General features: G+C 44.5%; 18 protein-coding genes. 3 read left to right on the forward strand and 15 right to left on the reverse strand.

The window, feature by feature from the left end; genetic code table 11:
• Window positions 1-18 precede the first annotated feature (18 nt).
• The 8 genes from AC6F33_RS16115 to AC6F33_RS16150 form a co-directional block, all read right to left on the reverse strand.
• Window positions 19-1,023 carry an NAD(P)/FAD-dependent oxidoreductase gene (locus tag AC6F33_RS16115; protein ID WP_500777433.1) on the reverse strand — a complete coding sequence of 335 codons (1,005 nt, stop codon included), beginning with the start codon at window positions 1,021-1,023 and terminating at the stop codon, window positions 19-21.
• Window positions 1,020-1,832, reverse strand: a complete 813-nt coding sequence (locus AC6F33_RS16120; protein WP_255748753.1) for an ABC transporter ATP-binding protein — start codon at window positions 1,830-1,832, stop codon at window positions 1,020-1,022. Before AC6F33_RS16120 ends, AC6F33_RS16115 begins: the two co-directional genes overlap by 4 nt.
• Before the next feature lie 341 nt (window positions 1,833-2,173).
• Window positions 2,174-2,965: a GNAT family N-acetyltransferase gene (locus AC6F33_RS16125; RefSeq protein ID WP_500777434.1), complete on the reverse strand. Its 792-nt coding sequence runs from the start codon at window positions 2,963-2,965 to the stop codon at window positions 2,174-2,176.
• Window positions 2,966-3,699: 734 nt separating this feature from the next.
• Window positions 3,700-4,389 (reverse strand): 7-cyano-7-deazaguanine synthase QueC, encoded by a 690-nt coding sequence (gene queC / locus AC6F33_RS16130; protein WP_255748750.1) that lies wholly within the window; start codon window positions 4,387-4,389, stop codon window positions 3,700-3,702.
• A gap of 30 nt (window positions 4,390-4,419) precedes the next feature.
• Window positions 4,420-4,908 (reverse strand): preQ(1) synthase, encoded by a 489-nt coding sequence (queF, locus tag AC6F33_RS16135; protein WP_255748748.1) that lies wholly within the window; start codon window positions 4,906-4,908, stop codon window positions 4,420-4,422.
• A 12-nt stretch (window positions 4,909-4,920) separates the two neighbouring features.
• Complete coding sequence (locus AC6F33_RS16140; RefSeq protein WP_255748747.1) at window positions 4,921-5,592, reverse strand: queuosine precursor transporter; 672 nt, start codon at window positions 5,590-5,592, stop codon at window positions 4,921-4,923.
• Window positions 5,593-5,731: 139 nt separating this feature from the next.
• Window positions 5,732-6,358 carry an NUDIX hydrolase gene (locus AC6F33_RS16145; protein WP_255748746.1) on the reverse strand — a complete coding sequence of 209 codons (627 nt, stop codon included), beginning with the start codon at window positions 6,356-6,358 and terminating at the stop codon, window positions 5,732-5,734.
• Window positions 6,351-7,061, reverse strand: coding sequence for an HD domain-containing protein (locus AC6F33_RS16150; protein WP_500777435.1), 711 nt, complete (start codon window positions 7,059-7,061; stop codon window positions 6,351-6,353). Before AC6F33_RS16150 ends, AC6F33_RS16145 begins: the two co-directional genes overlap by 8 nt.
• Before the next feature lie 245 nt (window positions 7,062-7,306).
• On the opposite strand from AC6F33_RS16150, the gene AC6F33_RS16155 reads away from it, so the two are divergent.
• Both AC6F33_RS16155 and AC6F33_RS16160 read left to right on the forward strand, forming a co-directional pair.
• Window positions 7,307-8,137 (forward strand): lipoate--protein ligase family protein, encoded by an 831-nt coding sequence (locus AC6F33_RS16155; RefSeq protein WP_500777436.1) that lies wholly within the window; start codon window positions 7,307-7,309, stop codon window positions 8,135-8,137.
• 120 nt (window positions 8,138-8,257) lie between these two features.
• Window positions 8,258-8,836, forward strand: coding sequence for a L,D-transpeptidase (locus AC6F33_RS16160; protein WP_370646103.1), 579 nt, complete (start codon window positions 8,258-8,260; stop codon window positions 8,834-8,836).
• A 67-nt stretch (window positions 8,837-8,903) separates the two neighbouring features.
• Here AC6F33_RS16160 and AC6F33_RS16165 read toward each other — a convergent pair whose 3' ends face one another.
• From AC6F33_RS16165 to AC6F33_RS16195, 7 genes are all read right to left on the reverse strand, one after another.
• Window positions 8,904-9,155 (reverse strand): hypothetical protein, encoded by a 252-nt coding sequence (locus AC6F33_RS16165; protein WP_255748742.1) that lies wholly within the window; start codon window positions 9,153-9,155, stop codon window positions 8,904-8,906.
• A gap of 184 nt (window positions 9,156-9,339) precedes the next feature.
• The gene (locus AC6F33_RS16170; protein ID WP_500777437.1) at window positions 9,340-10,296 is read right to left on the reverse strand and encodes an ABC transporter permease; all 957 of its coding nucleotides are present in this window, start codon (window positions 10,294-10,296) and stop codon (window positions 9,340-9,342) included.
• Window positions 10,289-11,227, reverse strand: coding sequence for an ABC transporter ATP-binding protein (locus AC6F33_RS16175; protein ID WP_255747715.1), 939 nt, complete (start codon window positions 11,225-11,227; stop codon window positions 10,289-10,291). Before AC6F33_RS16175 ends, AC6F33_RS16170 begins: the two co-directional genes overlap by 8 nt.
• Window positions 11,217-11,909 (reverse strand): ABC transporter ATP-binding protein, encoded by a 693-nt coding sequence (locus AC6F33_RS16180; RefSeq protein WP_255747716.1) that lies wholly within the window; start codon window positions 11,907-11,909, stop codon window positions 11,217-11,219. The genes AC6F33_RS16175 and AC6F33_RS16180 overlap by 11 nt, the downstream gene beginning before the upstream one ends.
• Window positions 11,906-12,283, reverse strand: coding sequence for a GntR family transcriptional regulator (locus AC6F33_RS16185; protein ID WP_255747717.1), 378 nt, complete (start codon window positions 12,281-12,283; stop codon window positions 11,906-11,908). Before AC6F33_RS16185 ends, AC6F33_RS16180 begins: the two co-directional genes overlap by 4 nt.
• Window positions 12,284-12,326: 43 nt before the next feature.
• The gene (locus AC6F33_RS16190) at window positions 12,327-13,136 is read right to left on the reverse strand and encodes a hypothetical protein (protein ID WP_255747718.1); all 810 of its coding nucleotides are present in this window, start codon (window positions 13,134-13,136) and stop codon (window positions 12,327-12,329) included.
• 84 nt (window positions 13,137-13,220) lie between these two features.
• The gene (locus AC6F33_RS16195) at window positions 13,221-14,180 is read right to left on the reverse strand and encodes a CPBP family intramembrane glutamic endopeptidase (RefSeq protein WP_255747720.1); all 960 of its coding nucleotides are present in this window, start codon (window positions 14,178-14,180) and stop codon (window positions 13,221-13,223) included.
• Between the two features lie 139 nt (window positions 14,181-14,319).
• Between AC6F33_RS16195 and AC6F33_RS16200 the strand changes: the two genes are divergently transcribed.
• Window positions 14,320-14,814 carry a hypothetical protein gene (locus AC6F33_RS16200; protein ID WP_500777438.1) on the forward strand — a complete coding sequence of 165 codons (495 nt, stop codon included), beginning with the start codon at window positions 14,320-14,322 and terminating at the stop codon, window positions 14,812-14,814.
• Window positions 14,815-14,871 lie beyond the last annotated feature (57 nt).

A 14,871-nucleotide genomic window follows, 5' to 3' on the forward strand; every position in this document is an offset into this window, starting at 1 on the left:
ACTAACCATGTGATTGATTTATGCCTTTTCAGTGAAAAAATGATGGTGGGTGCTGACCATCGCCTGCGAAGGCGCGTCAGGATCCAGGTCATGCTTCACACTGTTGACTGCTGTCGGACCTTCCACAAATCCGGCTGCTATTAAGTATAGCTTCTGCGGATATAAAGCGGCATTGCCGATCGCAAAAATGCCTTTAATCGAGGTTTCCATTCGCTGATCAACCAGAATTCCGTTATTTTCAATAGCCATGCCCCATTGTTCAAGCTCTCCAAGACCGAATTGAAAACCGTGGTTCACAATCAACGCATCTGCTTCGATTTGTTGCGTTTGATCTGCCGCATCACGCACTGTTATTCTTCGTAATTGGCCGTTTTCACCGGAAAGTCCTGTTACTTCACAGGCAAAGTTCACTTGAACCGCGTATTGATTCATTCGTTCAATATTGTGCTCAAGTGCATGTGTGAACTTTTCGCCTCGGTACACAACAGTGACCTGTTTACATATCGGTGCGAGCTCTGCCGCCCAGTCAAGTGCCCCGTTGCCTCCGCCTGAGATGACAACATTTTCCCCGGTAAATTGCTGTGGATGACGTACTGCATAAAACAGACTGGTTTCTTCGTAATCAGCAGCTTCCTCTAATTGAAGTTTATTCACTTCAAATGTCCCGCTTCCGACTGCCAGAATGATCCTGCGTGTATAATGAAGATCGCCGTTTGTACTGGTCAGCTTAAACGTTCCGTCCGTTTGTTTCTCCATTCGTGCAATGGTCTGATTTTTGACGATTCTCGGTTGGAATGTTTCGGCCTGTGTTTGCAGCTGACTCACCAATGCTTCTCCTTTAATTCCGGGAATGCCGCCGAGATCATAGATCGTCTTTTCAGGATAAAAATGTGTGACCACGCCGCCCAAGTCATTCCTAGCTTCAATAAGTTTTGTCTTGAGTGACCGCATGCCGCTGTAGAAGGCGGTATAAAGACCGGCCGGTCCCCCACCGATAATGGTTACATCATATAAATCGATCATTGATAAACTCCTTTATTTGAATGATTATGAACAGTATCATAGGGAATGCAAAGTGGCAGATTGGTTCTCTGATCAATAATAATGTCTGCTTTGACGCCAAAGACATGTTCAAGCATAGACTCGGTTATTATTGTTCGCGGCTCACCTTCACAGACGACAGTTCCGGATTTAATGGCAATCATGTAATCTGCAAAGCGCGCCGCATGATTTAAATCGTGAACGACCATGACTACCGACCGGCCTTCCTCACGATTAAGCTTTGAAATCAGTTTTAAAACATCAAGCTGATAGGTCATATCGAGAAAAGTCGTCGGCTCATCCAGGAAAAGCCAGCTGGTTTCCTGTGCCAGAGCCATGGCGATCCATGCGCGCTGCCTTTGACCGCCTGACAGGTTATCGACCTCCTGGTCCGCGAGTTCAGAAAGTCCTGTGGCCTCAACCGCCCAGTCGATCACCTGACGATCCGTATCATCGATTCGTCGCATTCCCTGCTGATGGGGGTAGCGTCCGTAAGCTACTAATTCGCTAACCGTTACACCCTCAGGCGTCAGCGGATGTTGCGGCAGGATTGCCAGTTGTTTGGCAACTTGCTTGGTCGGCTGTTTGTGAATATTTTTTCCATCTAAGAAAACGCTGCCGCCTGACGGACGCATTAATCGTGCCATTGTGCGAAGAATTGTTGATTTTCCCGAACCGTTCGCACCAACCAGCGCCGTGATTTTGCCAAATGGAATGTCAAGATTCATCTGATCAACAATCTTCTTCTCCCCGTAAGCAATATCCAATTTTTCCGTTCTCAGCAGCCCCATCAAGTCTCGCTCCCTCCACTGGCGTTAATTTAAATTAATCTGCGTGTTTATTGCCGGACCTGAATAGCGTCAGCTTTTGTTTGCTTCGTATTCATTCGTAGGCATGGTGATTTTTAACAGCGGGCATGTTCTTCCTTAGCGGATCAATGTTGCTGTTTACTGCTTCTTCTATGTAAATAATCCTTTCACTTAACAAATGCTCATGTACTTTTTTTATGATAACGATATTCATTATCAATTACAACACTATGAACATATTTTTATTAGTGAATCATTTAATTTTGACTGAAATTAAAAAGGCTGTCGGCAGTTTGCCGAACAGCTTTAACAGTGCACATAGATCAATACTTGATCATCATCCATTTTTCAATTGGTATAAAACCAAGCCTTTCATAAATTCGTCCTGCCGCCGGATTATCGTAAAACAGGCAGGGCTGTTTATGTTCTGCAGTAAGTGCGCTGATCGTTTTAATCAGACAGCTTGTTGCAAAGCCTTGATGTTCATACTCCTTTTTCGTGCAGACGCCAACGATCATCGCCGCACCCGCTGTCTCGGCCACTGTTGAAACACTGCTGACCGGCTCATTATTTCTTTCAATATAATAAGTTCGTGAAATACCCTTGTCCATATTCTTCTGCAATGTTGATGGCGTCTCGGAATAGTTTGTAAATATTGAATTTCGAAGCGCAACGACTTTCTCAGCTTCTTCAGGGAAAAGCATCTTCACATCTTTGCGTATGAGCGTCTTATCAATTGGAAGCCGGGTATCCCGTTTCGCATAATGGCATAACTGTTTTTTTAAAATCGGCACGTCAATATGCGGCATGATTTTTTCAACTAAATTCTGCAGTCCGGAAAAGTTCTTCAATTGGCCGCTCTCCACGATCACTTTTGCCCACTCTCGGCCATCCAAAAGTTCAGGATCACGCGCATAGGGGATAAAATTACCTAGATAACGCAGCAAAATGCTAATCAGTTCCCCCTGTTCATTAAAATCGCCCCACAAAGTGATTGCATCGCCTTCCATACCGAAGGCTTCAATATCTCCAAGTATAAATAAGTTTTCTGCCGGCCGATTACCAGCGAATGTTATAACTAGCTCTCTGTCTTTCTCTGTGAGTCGCCGAATCATACGCGCGAGCCCCCCTCTATACTCAATTTTCTGCACTAAAGATACAACACATTTTCAATAATTCCATCATTATGTCAATGATTACATCCATGCAGCTGTCGCATCCAACCGCATTGTGCGGACAAATGTTTGCCTTACATTTTAATTCATTTACGAATAAATAGTTGTGACCGGCAGCACATTTAAGAATCGAATTTTGTGACCGGGCAAATCATTGCGGCATGGTCGCGATTATCTATAAGGAAAACAGGGAAAAAAGCGCCTAGTTCTTACTTCCGCAGGATGCGGTGGCTTTCGCGTTGCATACAGGACCTATGTATGTAGCGAAAGTTCCTGCATCATCACCTCTGTTTCATTAAGCATTCTGTTCCTTAATTAAGTAACGAGGAAATAAGCGGAGATATTCCGGTTATTTGCATCATCGTGCGTGTTCCGCCGGAAAATAAGGGTAATTTTTCCGCTTATGCAAAGCAAAACCCTCCATTTTCACGTTTTTCGATTCGATAAGAGGAATTTCTCCATCTATTTAAGGTCTTTTTCCGTTCGTTTTCTAAATAAGGGTAATTTTTCCGTCTATTTATCGGATTTGACGCTTAACCTGATCGCCCAAACCGATAAGTCCGGATTGGAAAGCAGCTTCTTATGACCCTATCATCGTGCGAACAGGACAAAGCGCTAAACTTTACCTTGTAAAAAAAGAGCAGAATCTGCTTCTGCTCCCCACCATTTCTATGTTATTTCGTCCAGTCAATTGCAATTTGATAAGGAATCGGATCAATCAATCCTGCTTCTTTAAAACCTTTGATCCGCAACCGGCAGCTGTCACATGTCCCGCATGCTTCCTCCCCGCCATTGTAGCAGGAGGTCGTCAGTTGGTACGGTGCACCGAGATCCATTCCTAAACGGACGGTTTCTGCTTTTGTCAGGTGCATCAATGGTGTTTTGATCGTCAAATGATGCGCACTGACACCTGTTTTTGTCGCCAGATTAATCGTCTGATTCATACTTTGAATAAATTCAGGCCGGCAATCCGGATATCCGCTGTAGTCAACCGAGGAGACACCGGTGAAAATTGTTTCCGCACCGATGACCTCGGCATAAGCCGTCGCAAGTGATAAGAAAATCATATTTCGTGCAGGGACATAGGTCACCGGTATCCCCTTCTCCGTTCCTTCTTCAGGAACATCAATCGAGACATCGGTCAAAGCACTACCGCCAAGCTGTTTGAAAAAGTCGAGATCGACAATACGATGTTCCCCAACCTCGTAGAACGCAGCAATTTTCTTCGCCTGCTCAACTTCGCGCTGATGGCGCTGACCATAGCGGAATGTGATCGGGCAGAGAACATAGCCCTCGCTTTTGGCAATGCTCATACAGGTTGTGCTGTCGAGCCCGCCACTGAGTACAATAACTGCTTTTTTCACAACTGATTGCTCCTTCATATTAAGCTGTCCTTAGCGATTATCAATGTGTTCCGGATACAGATCATGCTTGCTCAGTCTGTCAAAAGCGACCTGCTCCCAGCGTGTGCCTTTTTTACCGTAATTAACGTACGGATCAATGCTGATGCCACCGCGAGGCAGAAATTTTCCCCAGACCTCTAAGTACTTCGGATCCATAAGCTGAATCAGATCATCTGCTATGTTATTGACACAATCCTCGTGAAAATCGCCATGATTACGAAAGCTGAATAAATAGAGTTTAAGCGATTTGCTCTCAACCATGCGTTCCGCAGGGACATAACTGATATGCAGTGTTGCGAAATCCGGTTGATGGGTGATTGGGCAAAGACTCGTAAACTCCGGAAAGTTAAATTTAACAAAATAGTCACGCTCCGGGTGCTGATTTTGAAACGTCTCCAGCAGGTTCGGATCATAATCAAACGTGTAGGTAGTCCCTTTATTCCCAAGCAGGGTTAATCCTTCATTTTTTCGATCGCTCATCACAAACACCTCTTAGTCCTGATTTAGTATTGTGTTCACTCGAACGTTCTTCTGCATGCGAATCCAGTGCACGATCAAATAGATCACCGGCACTCCGATGACCGCATAGGAAAATTTAAGTACATATTCAGTGCCAATTGTTGTCAAGATGGCACTTACCGGCAGAATGCCTGCAAATCCGACAAACATGAATACTGTCGAATCAGCAAGCTGGCTGATTGCTGTACTTGCCAGACTGCGCAGCCAGAGCATCTTTCCCTTCGTCCGTTTCTTTAGTCCGACGAATAAAGCGATATCAAGTGTTTGGGATAGGCTGTACCCGCAAAGAGAGGCGGCAACGATACGCGGCATCGCGCCGAGTGTTCCGGCAAAAGCCTCCTGCCCCTTCCAAAAAGGCGCCGCAGGTAAATGAATCGCTGCCTGAAGAAGCAGGGTAAACAGAACATTTGCGAGCAAACCGATCCATACGATCTTCTGGGCGACCGGTTTGCCCCAGCATTCGGTAATACTGTCCAGTACAAGAAAAGTGAGTGGATAAATGATGATGCCCGACGTCATGGAGTAACCGCCGATGGAGAAAAGCTTTGACGCAACTAAATTTGCGGCAATGAGGCAGGTCATAAAGACCATTGATAAGAAAACGAGTTTGAAAGGAATGTTCACTTTCAATTGCTGTTGATTCATTTTGATCACTCCCGTAGTTTTTTTGGTACGGCAGAGGAGGGTTTCGAACTCTGCCAAGTTTGCAACTTCTTGATTATAGATTTGCTTTGCCGGATTGACAAGAAGATAAAGTATCTTTTTTGCGAGTTTCGGACTCGTTTCACTGAAAAAGCGGAAGCTGACTCAGCTTATTTATCAAGCTATTGTAATAGTTTGAACTGTGAGGCACGCACTGCTCCCGATCTATGATTTGTTCCCGCCAAATGCGTGCTCCATTCGACTCGTCAAAACCTGCTAGATTCAATTCTTGTATTGTGCCTTGGACAAATGCTGCAAAATCCGGATAAGCGGCTTTATACATTCCGGCAACCTCTTCCTTTTGAAGCTTGAATGCACTCATTTTATAGTAATTGGCACATAGAAAGACATGACACCGTTCGCGATCAATAAAATCACCTCGCACAATTTCATCTCGAATCACGCCGAGCGGCATCAGTGCTTCCATTTGAACCGGCACACCGAGTTCTTCATGAATCTCGCGAATGGCATCCGAAACTGTTTCATCCGCCTTGATATGCCCGGCTGCTGTGATGTCGTATAAGTCGGGAAAATCCTTTTTCTCATGGCAACGCTGCTGCAAGTAAATCATGCTGCCCGAGTCACTTTTTTCCACAAACCAGCAATGAAAGGTCTCATGCCAATAACCTTTTCTATGGGCTTCATCACGCGATTTTATTCCAATCGGTGTTCCCTGTTCATCGAAAATCCGAATCTGCTCCTCATTCATCTGCTCTTCCTCCATTATCAAGCATTGTGTGAAGTATTTGCGCGTGCTTTGCATTTGTTTCATGAGACTCTTCAAAAAAACGATTCAGAAATTGGATCATAAAAAGATGGCGCTGCTCTGCAAGTTTTTTCCCGGTTTCTGTGTTCATACGATCCCGCAGGAGCAGCAGTTTTTCATAAAAGTGATTAACCGTTGTCGACTGCTGCGCCTTATAGTGTTCCGCCGTTTGGTGCAAGACCGGCAGAATAGTCGGATTGAACATTTCTCTCTTTTTATAACCGCCATAGGCAAAGGCACGAGCGATGCCGACTGCTCCAATCGCATCAAGCCGATCAGCATCTTGTACAATTTTACCCTCCATGCTCGACATCGGCGTCCGCACACCGGCACCCTTGAATGAAAGCTCACGAATGATGGTGCATACTGCTTCAATGACGGAGGCGTCAGCATTTTGTGAATGAAGCCACTCTGCTGCTGCGAGCGGTCCCGCCCCATCATCACCGCCATTGAACTTCCAATCCGCAATATCATGAAGTAAAGCAGCAAGTGCGACGACATCCGCTCTAATGTTCTTCACAGCTTCACTTTCCATAATTTGTATACTCGTCTCGTAAACGCGATGTATATGCCACCAGTCATGACCGCTGCCCTCACCAGACAATTTTTCTTGTATATAATTTGCCGTACGTGTTACAAGATCCATTTCATCCATCCTTTTCACCGTCCGCTATTTTTTAATTATACCTTGTCAATTGAAACAAGAAAGGTGCCACCAGATACATGGAAACACTATTTTTATCATCGTTAATTAAAGTTTTCATGAACCTTATCCGGAAACCTGATTAAAGTCAATGCACATGCAACTCGCACAGCATTTCTTAATCAGCAGTTTCCTCAATGCCTGCTATAATAGACGTAGATATTGCAGTTTCGAAGGAGGTTTTCCTTGTGTCGCTACTTGACCAGCCACTTTGGCGTGTGATTGATCAATCAACGCTTGGCAGCGGATTCGACGGCAGGCAGTCATTCGCTATTGATGATGCAATCTGCGAAGCAGTGGGTTCAGGCGAGTCACCGTGTACCGCCAGACTGTGGGTACATCATCAAACGGTGATGCTTGGCATTCAGGACACGAAACTCCCGCACATCCAGGACGGATTGACAGTTCTGCGCGATTATGGATTTACCTATATCGTGCGTAATTCCGGCGGTCTCGCTGTCGTTCTTGATGAAGGAGTCCTTAATCTTTCTCTGATCTTTTCTGAAAAGGAACACTCACTTTCTATAGATGACGCATTTCAAGCGATGGTTGATTTCATCCGAAAAATGTTGTCGCCACTCGGCATTTCTTTCGAAAGCGGTGAGATCACCCGATCCTATTGCCCCGGAAGATATGATCTCAGCGTTCGCGGCAAAAAATTTGCAGGCATTTCGCAGCGTCGTGTCAAACAAGGCGTCGCTGTGCAAATCTATCTCTGCGTCTCCGGCAGCGGATCTGCTCGTGCACGCATCATTCGCGACTTTTACCTGCATGGATTGAAAAAGGCAACAACACGTTTTGCTTATCCGGACATCGATCCGGACGTGATGGCCTCCCTTGAAGAAATAACAGGGAAGTCATGCACCACACCGGAGATTGCAGGTGCCTGCCTCCGAACCTTGCAATCGATTGCGCCGATTCGCTCATCTGCTTCACTTTCAGATGAAGAAATTCGCTATTTTGGGCAATACTATGATCGCATGATTCGCAGAAACGAAAAAATCCTTGGTGCAAATTGAATGAATTGCCCCACCTAGGGCAACACCCTTCGAAAAATATTACTGGCAGAACAACATGATTGAAGAAGAAAGAGGGTAACGATGAACGTGTTGATTAAGGGATGTGGCATCATTGCTGCTCTGTTTCTGTCCTTGACGTTAACTTCCTATATGCCCTCTTTTCAGGCAAACAGTGCTTCGGGTCATACAGATAAAGTTAATGTCGGCCGTTCAGAGCAAGAAAATGGCCAAACATCCAAGCAAGAAGCGATCCCAGTCAATTGGGACAAGCCCTCAGGCGGAAGTTATCCCGTTCTGACACAAAATGAACCCGTTTGGATTGATGTTTCGATAAAAAATCAAAGAGTGTATATAAAGAAAGGTTCGCAAACCTTGTACACGATGATTGCTTCAACGGGAAAAGACACCGAACCGGATATGACGACTCCGACGGGCACTTACTACATTCAGGCTGAGCGCGGCAAATGGTTCTATTCACCAAAGTACAAAGAAGGCGCGAAGTATTGGGTCTCATGGAAAAACCATGGTGAATTCTTGTTCCACAGTGTGCCGATGGATGAAAACAAGCGTATACTGACAGCGGATGCACAGAGATTGGGCGAGAAAGATTCGCACGGATGCATTCATCTGACTGTCCCCGACGCAAAATGGATTTATGAGCATATCCCATACAATACAAAAGTTGTTATTCACAGTTGAATCTAAAAATAAGCAGCCGATGCTCCAATCAGAGCCGGCTGCTTATTTTTTACTTTTTACGAACGGTTCAGGCCATTGAAAATGAGTTTCTCAATTGACTGACTCTGCTGCCTTCCACAACAACCAGACATTCTTCGCCAAGAGACAAATTCTCGATCAAAACTGTTAGCCAATCCGACATCTTGTGTATTTGCTTGACTTGGTTTTTTCCATAAATGTATACATCTTGACCTAACTTTTCACAGTGTTTGTAAAACCGAATCATTTGCTTAACGCGAAATGCGGCAGCATAGACTTTAAAAGAAAAGATATTCTTCATGATTCGTTCTCCTCCTTGAATCTTTCGCAAGCCTTTTCTTTAGCATACTTAAAGCTTACATTCTCATTATGAATATTTTATTAACGAAAGGGGGAGCATGAGAGAATTTCACCACTCATGAAAATTTTCCCATAAGAAAAACCGGGCAAAAAGCGCCCGGTCCCCCTCCTGTGATTTATTACAATTATGCTTTAATATCGCGCCGCGTGTAGAAAGCCCACCCGATAAGCACAAAGATCACATAATATACAGCTAGGACTGCAAGTGAAAAGCCAAGAGTCATTTCCTCACGTAGCGGTGTTCCGGTTGTATATTGCGTTAAATCCGTATTGGCAAACAAGACATATTTCACCCAGTCAAATTTTTGTAGTAAAGTAACAACAATGGATGAAGCCATCAATGTGAAAATCGACAAACCGATCGCAAGGCCTCCGTTTCTGAATGCGGCAGCAATCAGTCCGGCAAAGGTGACCATCATGAACAGGGATACGCAATTGAGCAGGTAGTCCTTCCAAATAGCGAGTGTCCAACTGGACTGGTAGACTGTTCCGTTGTCATAAACCAGATGAGCTTCGCTCGCCCCGCCAAATCCGAACAGGATACCTCCAAGCAGCCATGAGGCAATAAAGAGTGTGATCAGGCAAACCACCGTGAATAGCAGTGCGGAAATATATTTGGAAAGCAGAATTTGAGTACGGTAAATGGGACGGATTAGAAGCAGTTTAATCGTTCCGGTATCAAATTCACTGGCAATGGAGGTCGACACCACGATAATGGTAAAAATGCTAATGACAAGGATCAGGTTCCCTGCGGCATCTTCAACGAACTTCCACAATGTTTCGCCTTGCTCCGGTTTCAGGTTATGATTAACACGGTATTCATTAATAGCGATCGACTTCTTGAAGTAATCCGTCGCCTGTTTGTTTCCCTTAACGGATGCCATTTGCTTGTTCAGTTCTTTATTTTCTTGAACCAATGTTTGTTTCCAGTGCGGATCATCTTTAGGCTGATCGCCGGAAAATTTGATAATCAAACCTGCAGCAAGGATCAGTCCCAACATAATGATGATCATGACTTTTGCAGAACTTCTGCGGTAAATTTTCATATTTTCATTTTGAAGCAATCCAAAAAAGTTACTCAACGCTCTTCCCCCCTGTTACTTCCAGGAATCTGTCTTCCAGTGATTTGGCGACGGTTCTAACACTGTAAATCTTGATTTTCGAGATGACTAAGGTGTCAATGACCACCGGGATTTTTTCATGGTCAACCGGAACCTCAATGGTTGTTTCATCGGGAGCTTCCGCATCGATTGCAAGTTTATCCTTTAAAATTTGTGCAGCAAGCCTGCTGTCATCGACTTGTATCCGTACTTTAGCGGCACCTTTTTCGATAAATTCACTGACTGTCTCAACGCCGATCAGCTTGCCCTTTTGCAGAATACCGATTCGATCACACATCAGCTGCATTTCCGCGAGCAAGTGACTCGATACGATAACCGCCACATTTTCCTCACGCGAAAGCTTATGCATATAGTTGCGCAAATCATGGATTCCTTGAGGATCAAGCCCGTTTGTCGGTTCATCTAAAATTAATACCGACGGGTGGTGCAGCAGTGCCTGGGCAACACCGAGCCGCTGGCGCATTCCAAGTGAATAGCGTTTTACCTTTTCGTGAATTCGATCCTGCAGTTCGACCAGTTTCACAACTTCCATAATCCGATCCTTGCTGATACCGGGAATCATGCGTGCATAATGCACCAGATTTTGATAACCCGTAAGGAACTTGTACATCTCCGGATTTTCCACAATCGCGCCGACCTGACGGATTGCTTTTTTAAAATCGCCTTTGATACTGTGTCCCTGTATGTAAATATTGCCTCGGGTCATCCGCATCAGGCCAACAATCATTCGAATGGTTGTTGTTTTCCCTGCTCCATTGGGTCCGAGAAATCCAAATACCTCGCCGCTGTAAATATCAAAACTCAAATCATCAATAATCGTCTTCCGGCCGATCCGCTTGCTGACATGCTCCAGCCGCACAGCCGGTTTGTTTACTTCGGCATTACTGCTCATACTTTTCCACCATCCAATCCACTAGGCTCAAATTTTCATTACAACGAATGTCTTCGACGCTTTTCTGCTCAAGGATCACTCCGTTCTTGATTAGAACAACAGTGTCAAGCAGCGGTTCAATTTCCTGCAATTCATGTGTCGTTAAAATTACGGTCTGCTTTTCCAAATCAATAAATGAAATCAAACCTTTAATGATTGAGCTTCGCACCATCGGATCCAGTCCGGAAAGCGGTTCGTCCATAAGAATGAACGGAACTTCACGGGCAAGCGTCACAACAATTTTTAACCGGCCGCGATTTCCTTTCGAAAGATGCTTGACCTTTTGATTGCGGTCAAGCTTCATAAAATCGAGCATTTCTTCAGCCTTCTCACGGTTAAAATCGCTGAAGGTCCGAGCATAGAAGTCGACGGTTTGAGCTACTGTAAAAAAAGAGTAATACGCGTCAAGCTCGGACAAATACGCGACCTTCCGGCAGATTCTGCGGTTTGAGACTTCACCGTCAACCAGAACTGTACCGTGCGTCGGCTGAAGAAGCCCCGCGATCAGTTTCAATGTTGTCGACTTACCGCTCCCATTTGATCCGATCAGACCGACAATATGTCCGGGTTCAATTTGAAGACTGATGCCGTCCAGTGCTTTTTTCGTTAAATAGCGCTTCACTACTCCTTCTAACTGAATCATTCTTTTTCCTCCTTTGTAACTAAATAATCCTTCAATCCAGCTAGCATTTCCTTGTCTGAATAACCCATTTCACGCATTTCAGAAACAAAAAGATTAATATGACTGATCTTTAATTCCTCACGCATTTTTTGAAGAATGGCCGGATCCTCGGTCACAAAAGTCCCCTGGCCTCTTTTTTTCTCTACGATTCCGCTTTCTTCTAATTCTCTATAAGTTCGCTGCACCGTATTTGGATTCACACTAGAATCAATAGCCGTATCGCGCACGGACGGCAAGCGCTCGCCCATTCCGATTTCTCCACGGATGATCTTATTTTTAATCCGCTCGCATAATTGCAGGTAGATGGGAACTGATGTATTGAATGATTGTGCCATGCTCGCTTGCCTCCTTAAAGTTGATCTCTATATTCCTGTTCACTTATGATGCTTCCAACTCGTGATCCGTAAGCCATGACGTAATGAGAAAAACAATCAGCGTAATCAGCAGATCGAAGACGATGCTTCCTAAATAAAGGGTATCTGAACCTAGTGAAAAGTCACTGAAAAGGCCCGATGTTCCGCCGTCCAATCCAGCCTTTTGAGGAAAAACGAAGCGAATTAAAGAAGCGTCTGGTATATGACCCCAGTTGGTGAGAAAATCGAAAATTCCTGATTGTGTCAGTTTGTTATCGACGTAACTATAGATGCCAATCCCAACAATCAGTACGAGCCATGACCACTTCCCAATCCGTGAACGCATCGTGCGCCGAGCCGTCCAAAGGAACAGGAAAGTCACACCGCCTCCGATTCCGCACCAAAGCAGAACCAATGCGGCCAGAACAGCCACGCGGAATAAAGAAAGCTGCGGCGGCAAATTTTTGCTTTGAGCAAGCGCGATGCTCGCCCATGTATAGCCGCCAACCACTGCCGTGGTCACAATAAAATAGACCAATGCCCCCGCCAACTTTGCCAGCAGCATCGACCATGCGGGCAGCGGATTCTGCATCCAGAGATGAAATGTCTTGCGCTCTTGTATCGCATTAAAGAGCAGATAGACCGGAACATAGAAAAGCAGACAAATGGTCAGCATCATGCCGATAATCATTGGAGCTGCGTTCGAATGATCACCGAAACGCATATTCAGAAAAATACCCAGTCCCATTAATAAGAGCTGCAGAATTAGAAAAATCATGAATGCCATCCAGCCCAGCCGTAATTCCTTTTTAAATAATGTAAACCAAATTGCCATAGCTCTTTCCCCCGTTTTTATATCGCTGTGTTAGTTTAATAGTACACTAGATCAATAGTATTATCAAGCTCCGATGGTGTATATTTACAGTTTTTCAATGCCGAGAATAGTCACCACAAAATTAGTAAGAAGCAGCAGGATCACTGGAATAGACGTAAAAAAGTATAGCCACAACCGTTTTTCCGGTTGCTTTTGACGTATGTCGCTTAACCATTTTTTTAAGTGATGCTTATTTTTATAAAGGAAGATACCGATTGTGCTCATTAAAACAGCAGACATAATTAAGTCAAAAACAGTTGACCACACGGCTGAAGGAAGTGCGCTGTACAATTCACTGAACAGATTATTAGCAATGTGAATCAGTACGGTCAACCAGATACCATAGGTTTTGGCTAAGTAGCCAAGGACGATTCCTACCGAGAAGGCCATAGGAATCTGGATGATATTCCCGTGCATCATACCGAATAACAGCGCAGAAATCGTAATCGCAAAAACAGAACCGAACCGCTCCAAGCTGCGCATCACCGCGCCTCTATAGATAAATTCTTCAAAGATCGGCCCGATCAAGCATGTATATATGAACATACTTGTTGTCCTGGAACCTTCCAAGATCTCTCTTGACGGTTCAGCCGTGTATCCGAAAAGATTGAGCATCCACTCCACAGGATACATCACCGGTGTAATCATGGTATTCACCCCAAGCACTGCGAACAGCCCAAGAACAAATACCTTCACCGTCATCTTTCGCTTCGTCGTTCTCAGATCATAAGTAAAGAATTTCTTGCTCCGATAAATCAATAATGGGATAAAGGCAATCAAAACTGCCACAATCATCGGCCATCCGCTCTCACTCAAAGGTGTTACTACCTGCGCTTCAAGCTGCTGTTCCGTTAAATGAGGATGAAGAAACATCGTTTGTACAATCAAAGCAATTAGATAAATACCAACAACACCCCACAGCGTTCCCGCCTGAAACAGAAGCGTAATCGCCAAGTGACGAAAGTATTTTTTCACTTTTTTTCGTTCTTCCTTGCGCGCGTTCATCTTGCATCCCCTCGATTCTCATTGTACTAGTAATATAGCACACTAGTTCAATTAGATCATCAAAGATTTGTTAAACCGTATTTACGCCATTATCTTTAAAGACCTGTGTATGCTATAATGAACCGACAAATTTGAATAAATGGAGTTGAAGAAATCTTTGCTACTTGATTACAATCAAAAATTATCGATTTTCGAATCGTTTCCTGAACTAGAGTGCAAATCTGTCTCACTGGGACGTGTGAATTTTCAATATCCGGGAAGTGCTGCAGATAAAAAAACCATCGTGTACCATTTGCATCCGAATGGCAACGGCTATGTATATGCAAAGGGCATTGAAGGCTACGAGGCTGATCCGAAAGGCATGGTCAACATTCGCGACTTCTCCGAAGAGGAGCTTCGCACACTGCTGAAAAAAGCAATCTTTGCCCTTTCTCCTGAAGGTGTTTATGAAAAAGAAACAGCAGACGGCAATGATCACGAACGATGGGTGACGCCAAGCGGACGCCAAGAGCTTGAAATCATTTATGACAACGAGCTTTGGAACGTCTATGCAGGCGACCAGCTCGATGGAACGTTCCGTACCTATAAAGAAGCAGTAGAATATTTAGTTGAAGAAGGATTTATTAAGAAATGAAGGAATCGCCGCATAGCTGCGGCGTTTTTTTTACATGAGTAAAGAAAAGCTTATGAT

Source organism: Sporolactobacillus sp. BBK16-2, assembly GCF_059878335.1.

Bases quoted from the DNA above. Each gene is read 5' to 3' on its own strand.
- AC6F33_RS16190 (WP_255747718.1), bottom strand. From the start codon at position 13,136: ATGGCAATTTGGTTTACATTATTTAAAAAGGAATTACGGCTGGGCTGG.
- AC6F33_RS16200 (WP_500777438.1), top strand. From the start codon at position 14,320: ATGGAGTTGAAGAAATCTTTGCTACTTGATTACAATCAAAAATTATCG.
- AC6F33_RS16120 (WP_255748753.1), bottom strand. From the start codon at position 1,832: ATGGGGCTGCTGAGAACGGAAAAATTGGATATTGCTTACGGGGAGAAG.
- AC6F33_RS16185 (WP_255747717.1), bottom strand. From the start codon at position 12,283: ATGGCACAATCATTCAATACATCAGTTCCCATCTACCTGCAATTATGC.
- AC6F33_RS16140 (WP_255748747.1), bottom strand. From the start codon at position 5,592: ATGAATCAACAGCAATTGAAAGTGAACATTCCTTTCAAACTCGTTTTC.
- queF (WP_255748748.1), bottom strand. From the start codon at position 4,908: ATGAGCGATCGAAAAAATGAAGGATTAACCCTGCTTGGGAATAAAGGG.
- AC6F33_RS16165 (WP_255748742.1), bottom strand. From the start codon at position 9,155: ATGAAGAATATCTTTTCTTTTAAAGTCTATGCTGCCGCATTTCGCGTT.
- AC6F33_RS16175 (WP_255747715.1), bottom strand. From the start codon at position 11,227: ATGAGCAGTAATGCCGAAGTAAACAAACCGGCTGTGCGGCTGGAGCAT.
- AC6F33_RS16125 (WP_500777434.1), bottom strand. From the start codon at position 2,965: ATGATTCGGCGACTCACAGAGAAAGACAGAGAGCTAGTTATAACATTC.
- AC6F33_RS16145 (WP_255748746.1), bottom strand. From the start codon at position 6,358: ATGAATGAGGAGCAGATTCGGATTTTCGATGAACAGGGAACACCGATT.
- AC6F33_RS16195 (WP_255747720.1), bottom strand. From the start codon at position 14,180: ATGAACGCGCGCAAGGAAGAACGAAAAAAAGTGAAAAAATACTTTCGT.
- AC6F33_RS16180 (WP_255747716.1), bottom strand. From the start codon at position 11,909: ATGATTCAGTTAGAAGGAGTAGTGAAGCGCTATTTAACGAAAAAAGCA.
- AC6F33_RS16115 (WP_500777433.1), bottom strand. From the start codon at position 1,023: ATGATCGATTTATATGATGTAACCATTATCGGTGGGGGACCGGCCGGT.
- AC6F33_RS16150 (WP_500777435.1), bottom strand. From the start codon at position 7,061: ATGGATCTTGTAACACGTACGGCAAATTATATACAAGAAAAATTGTCT.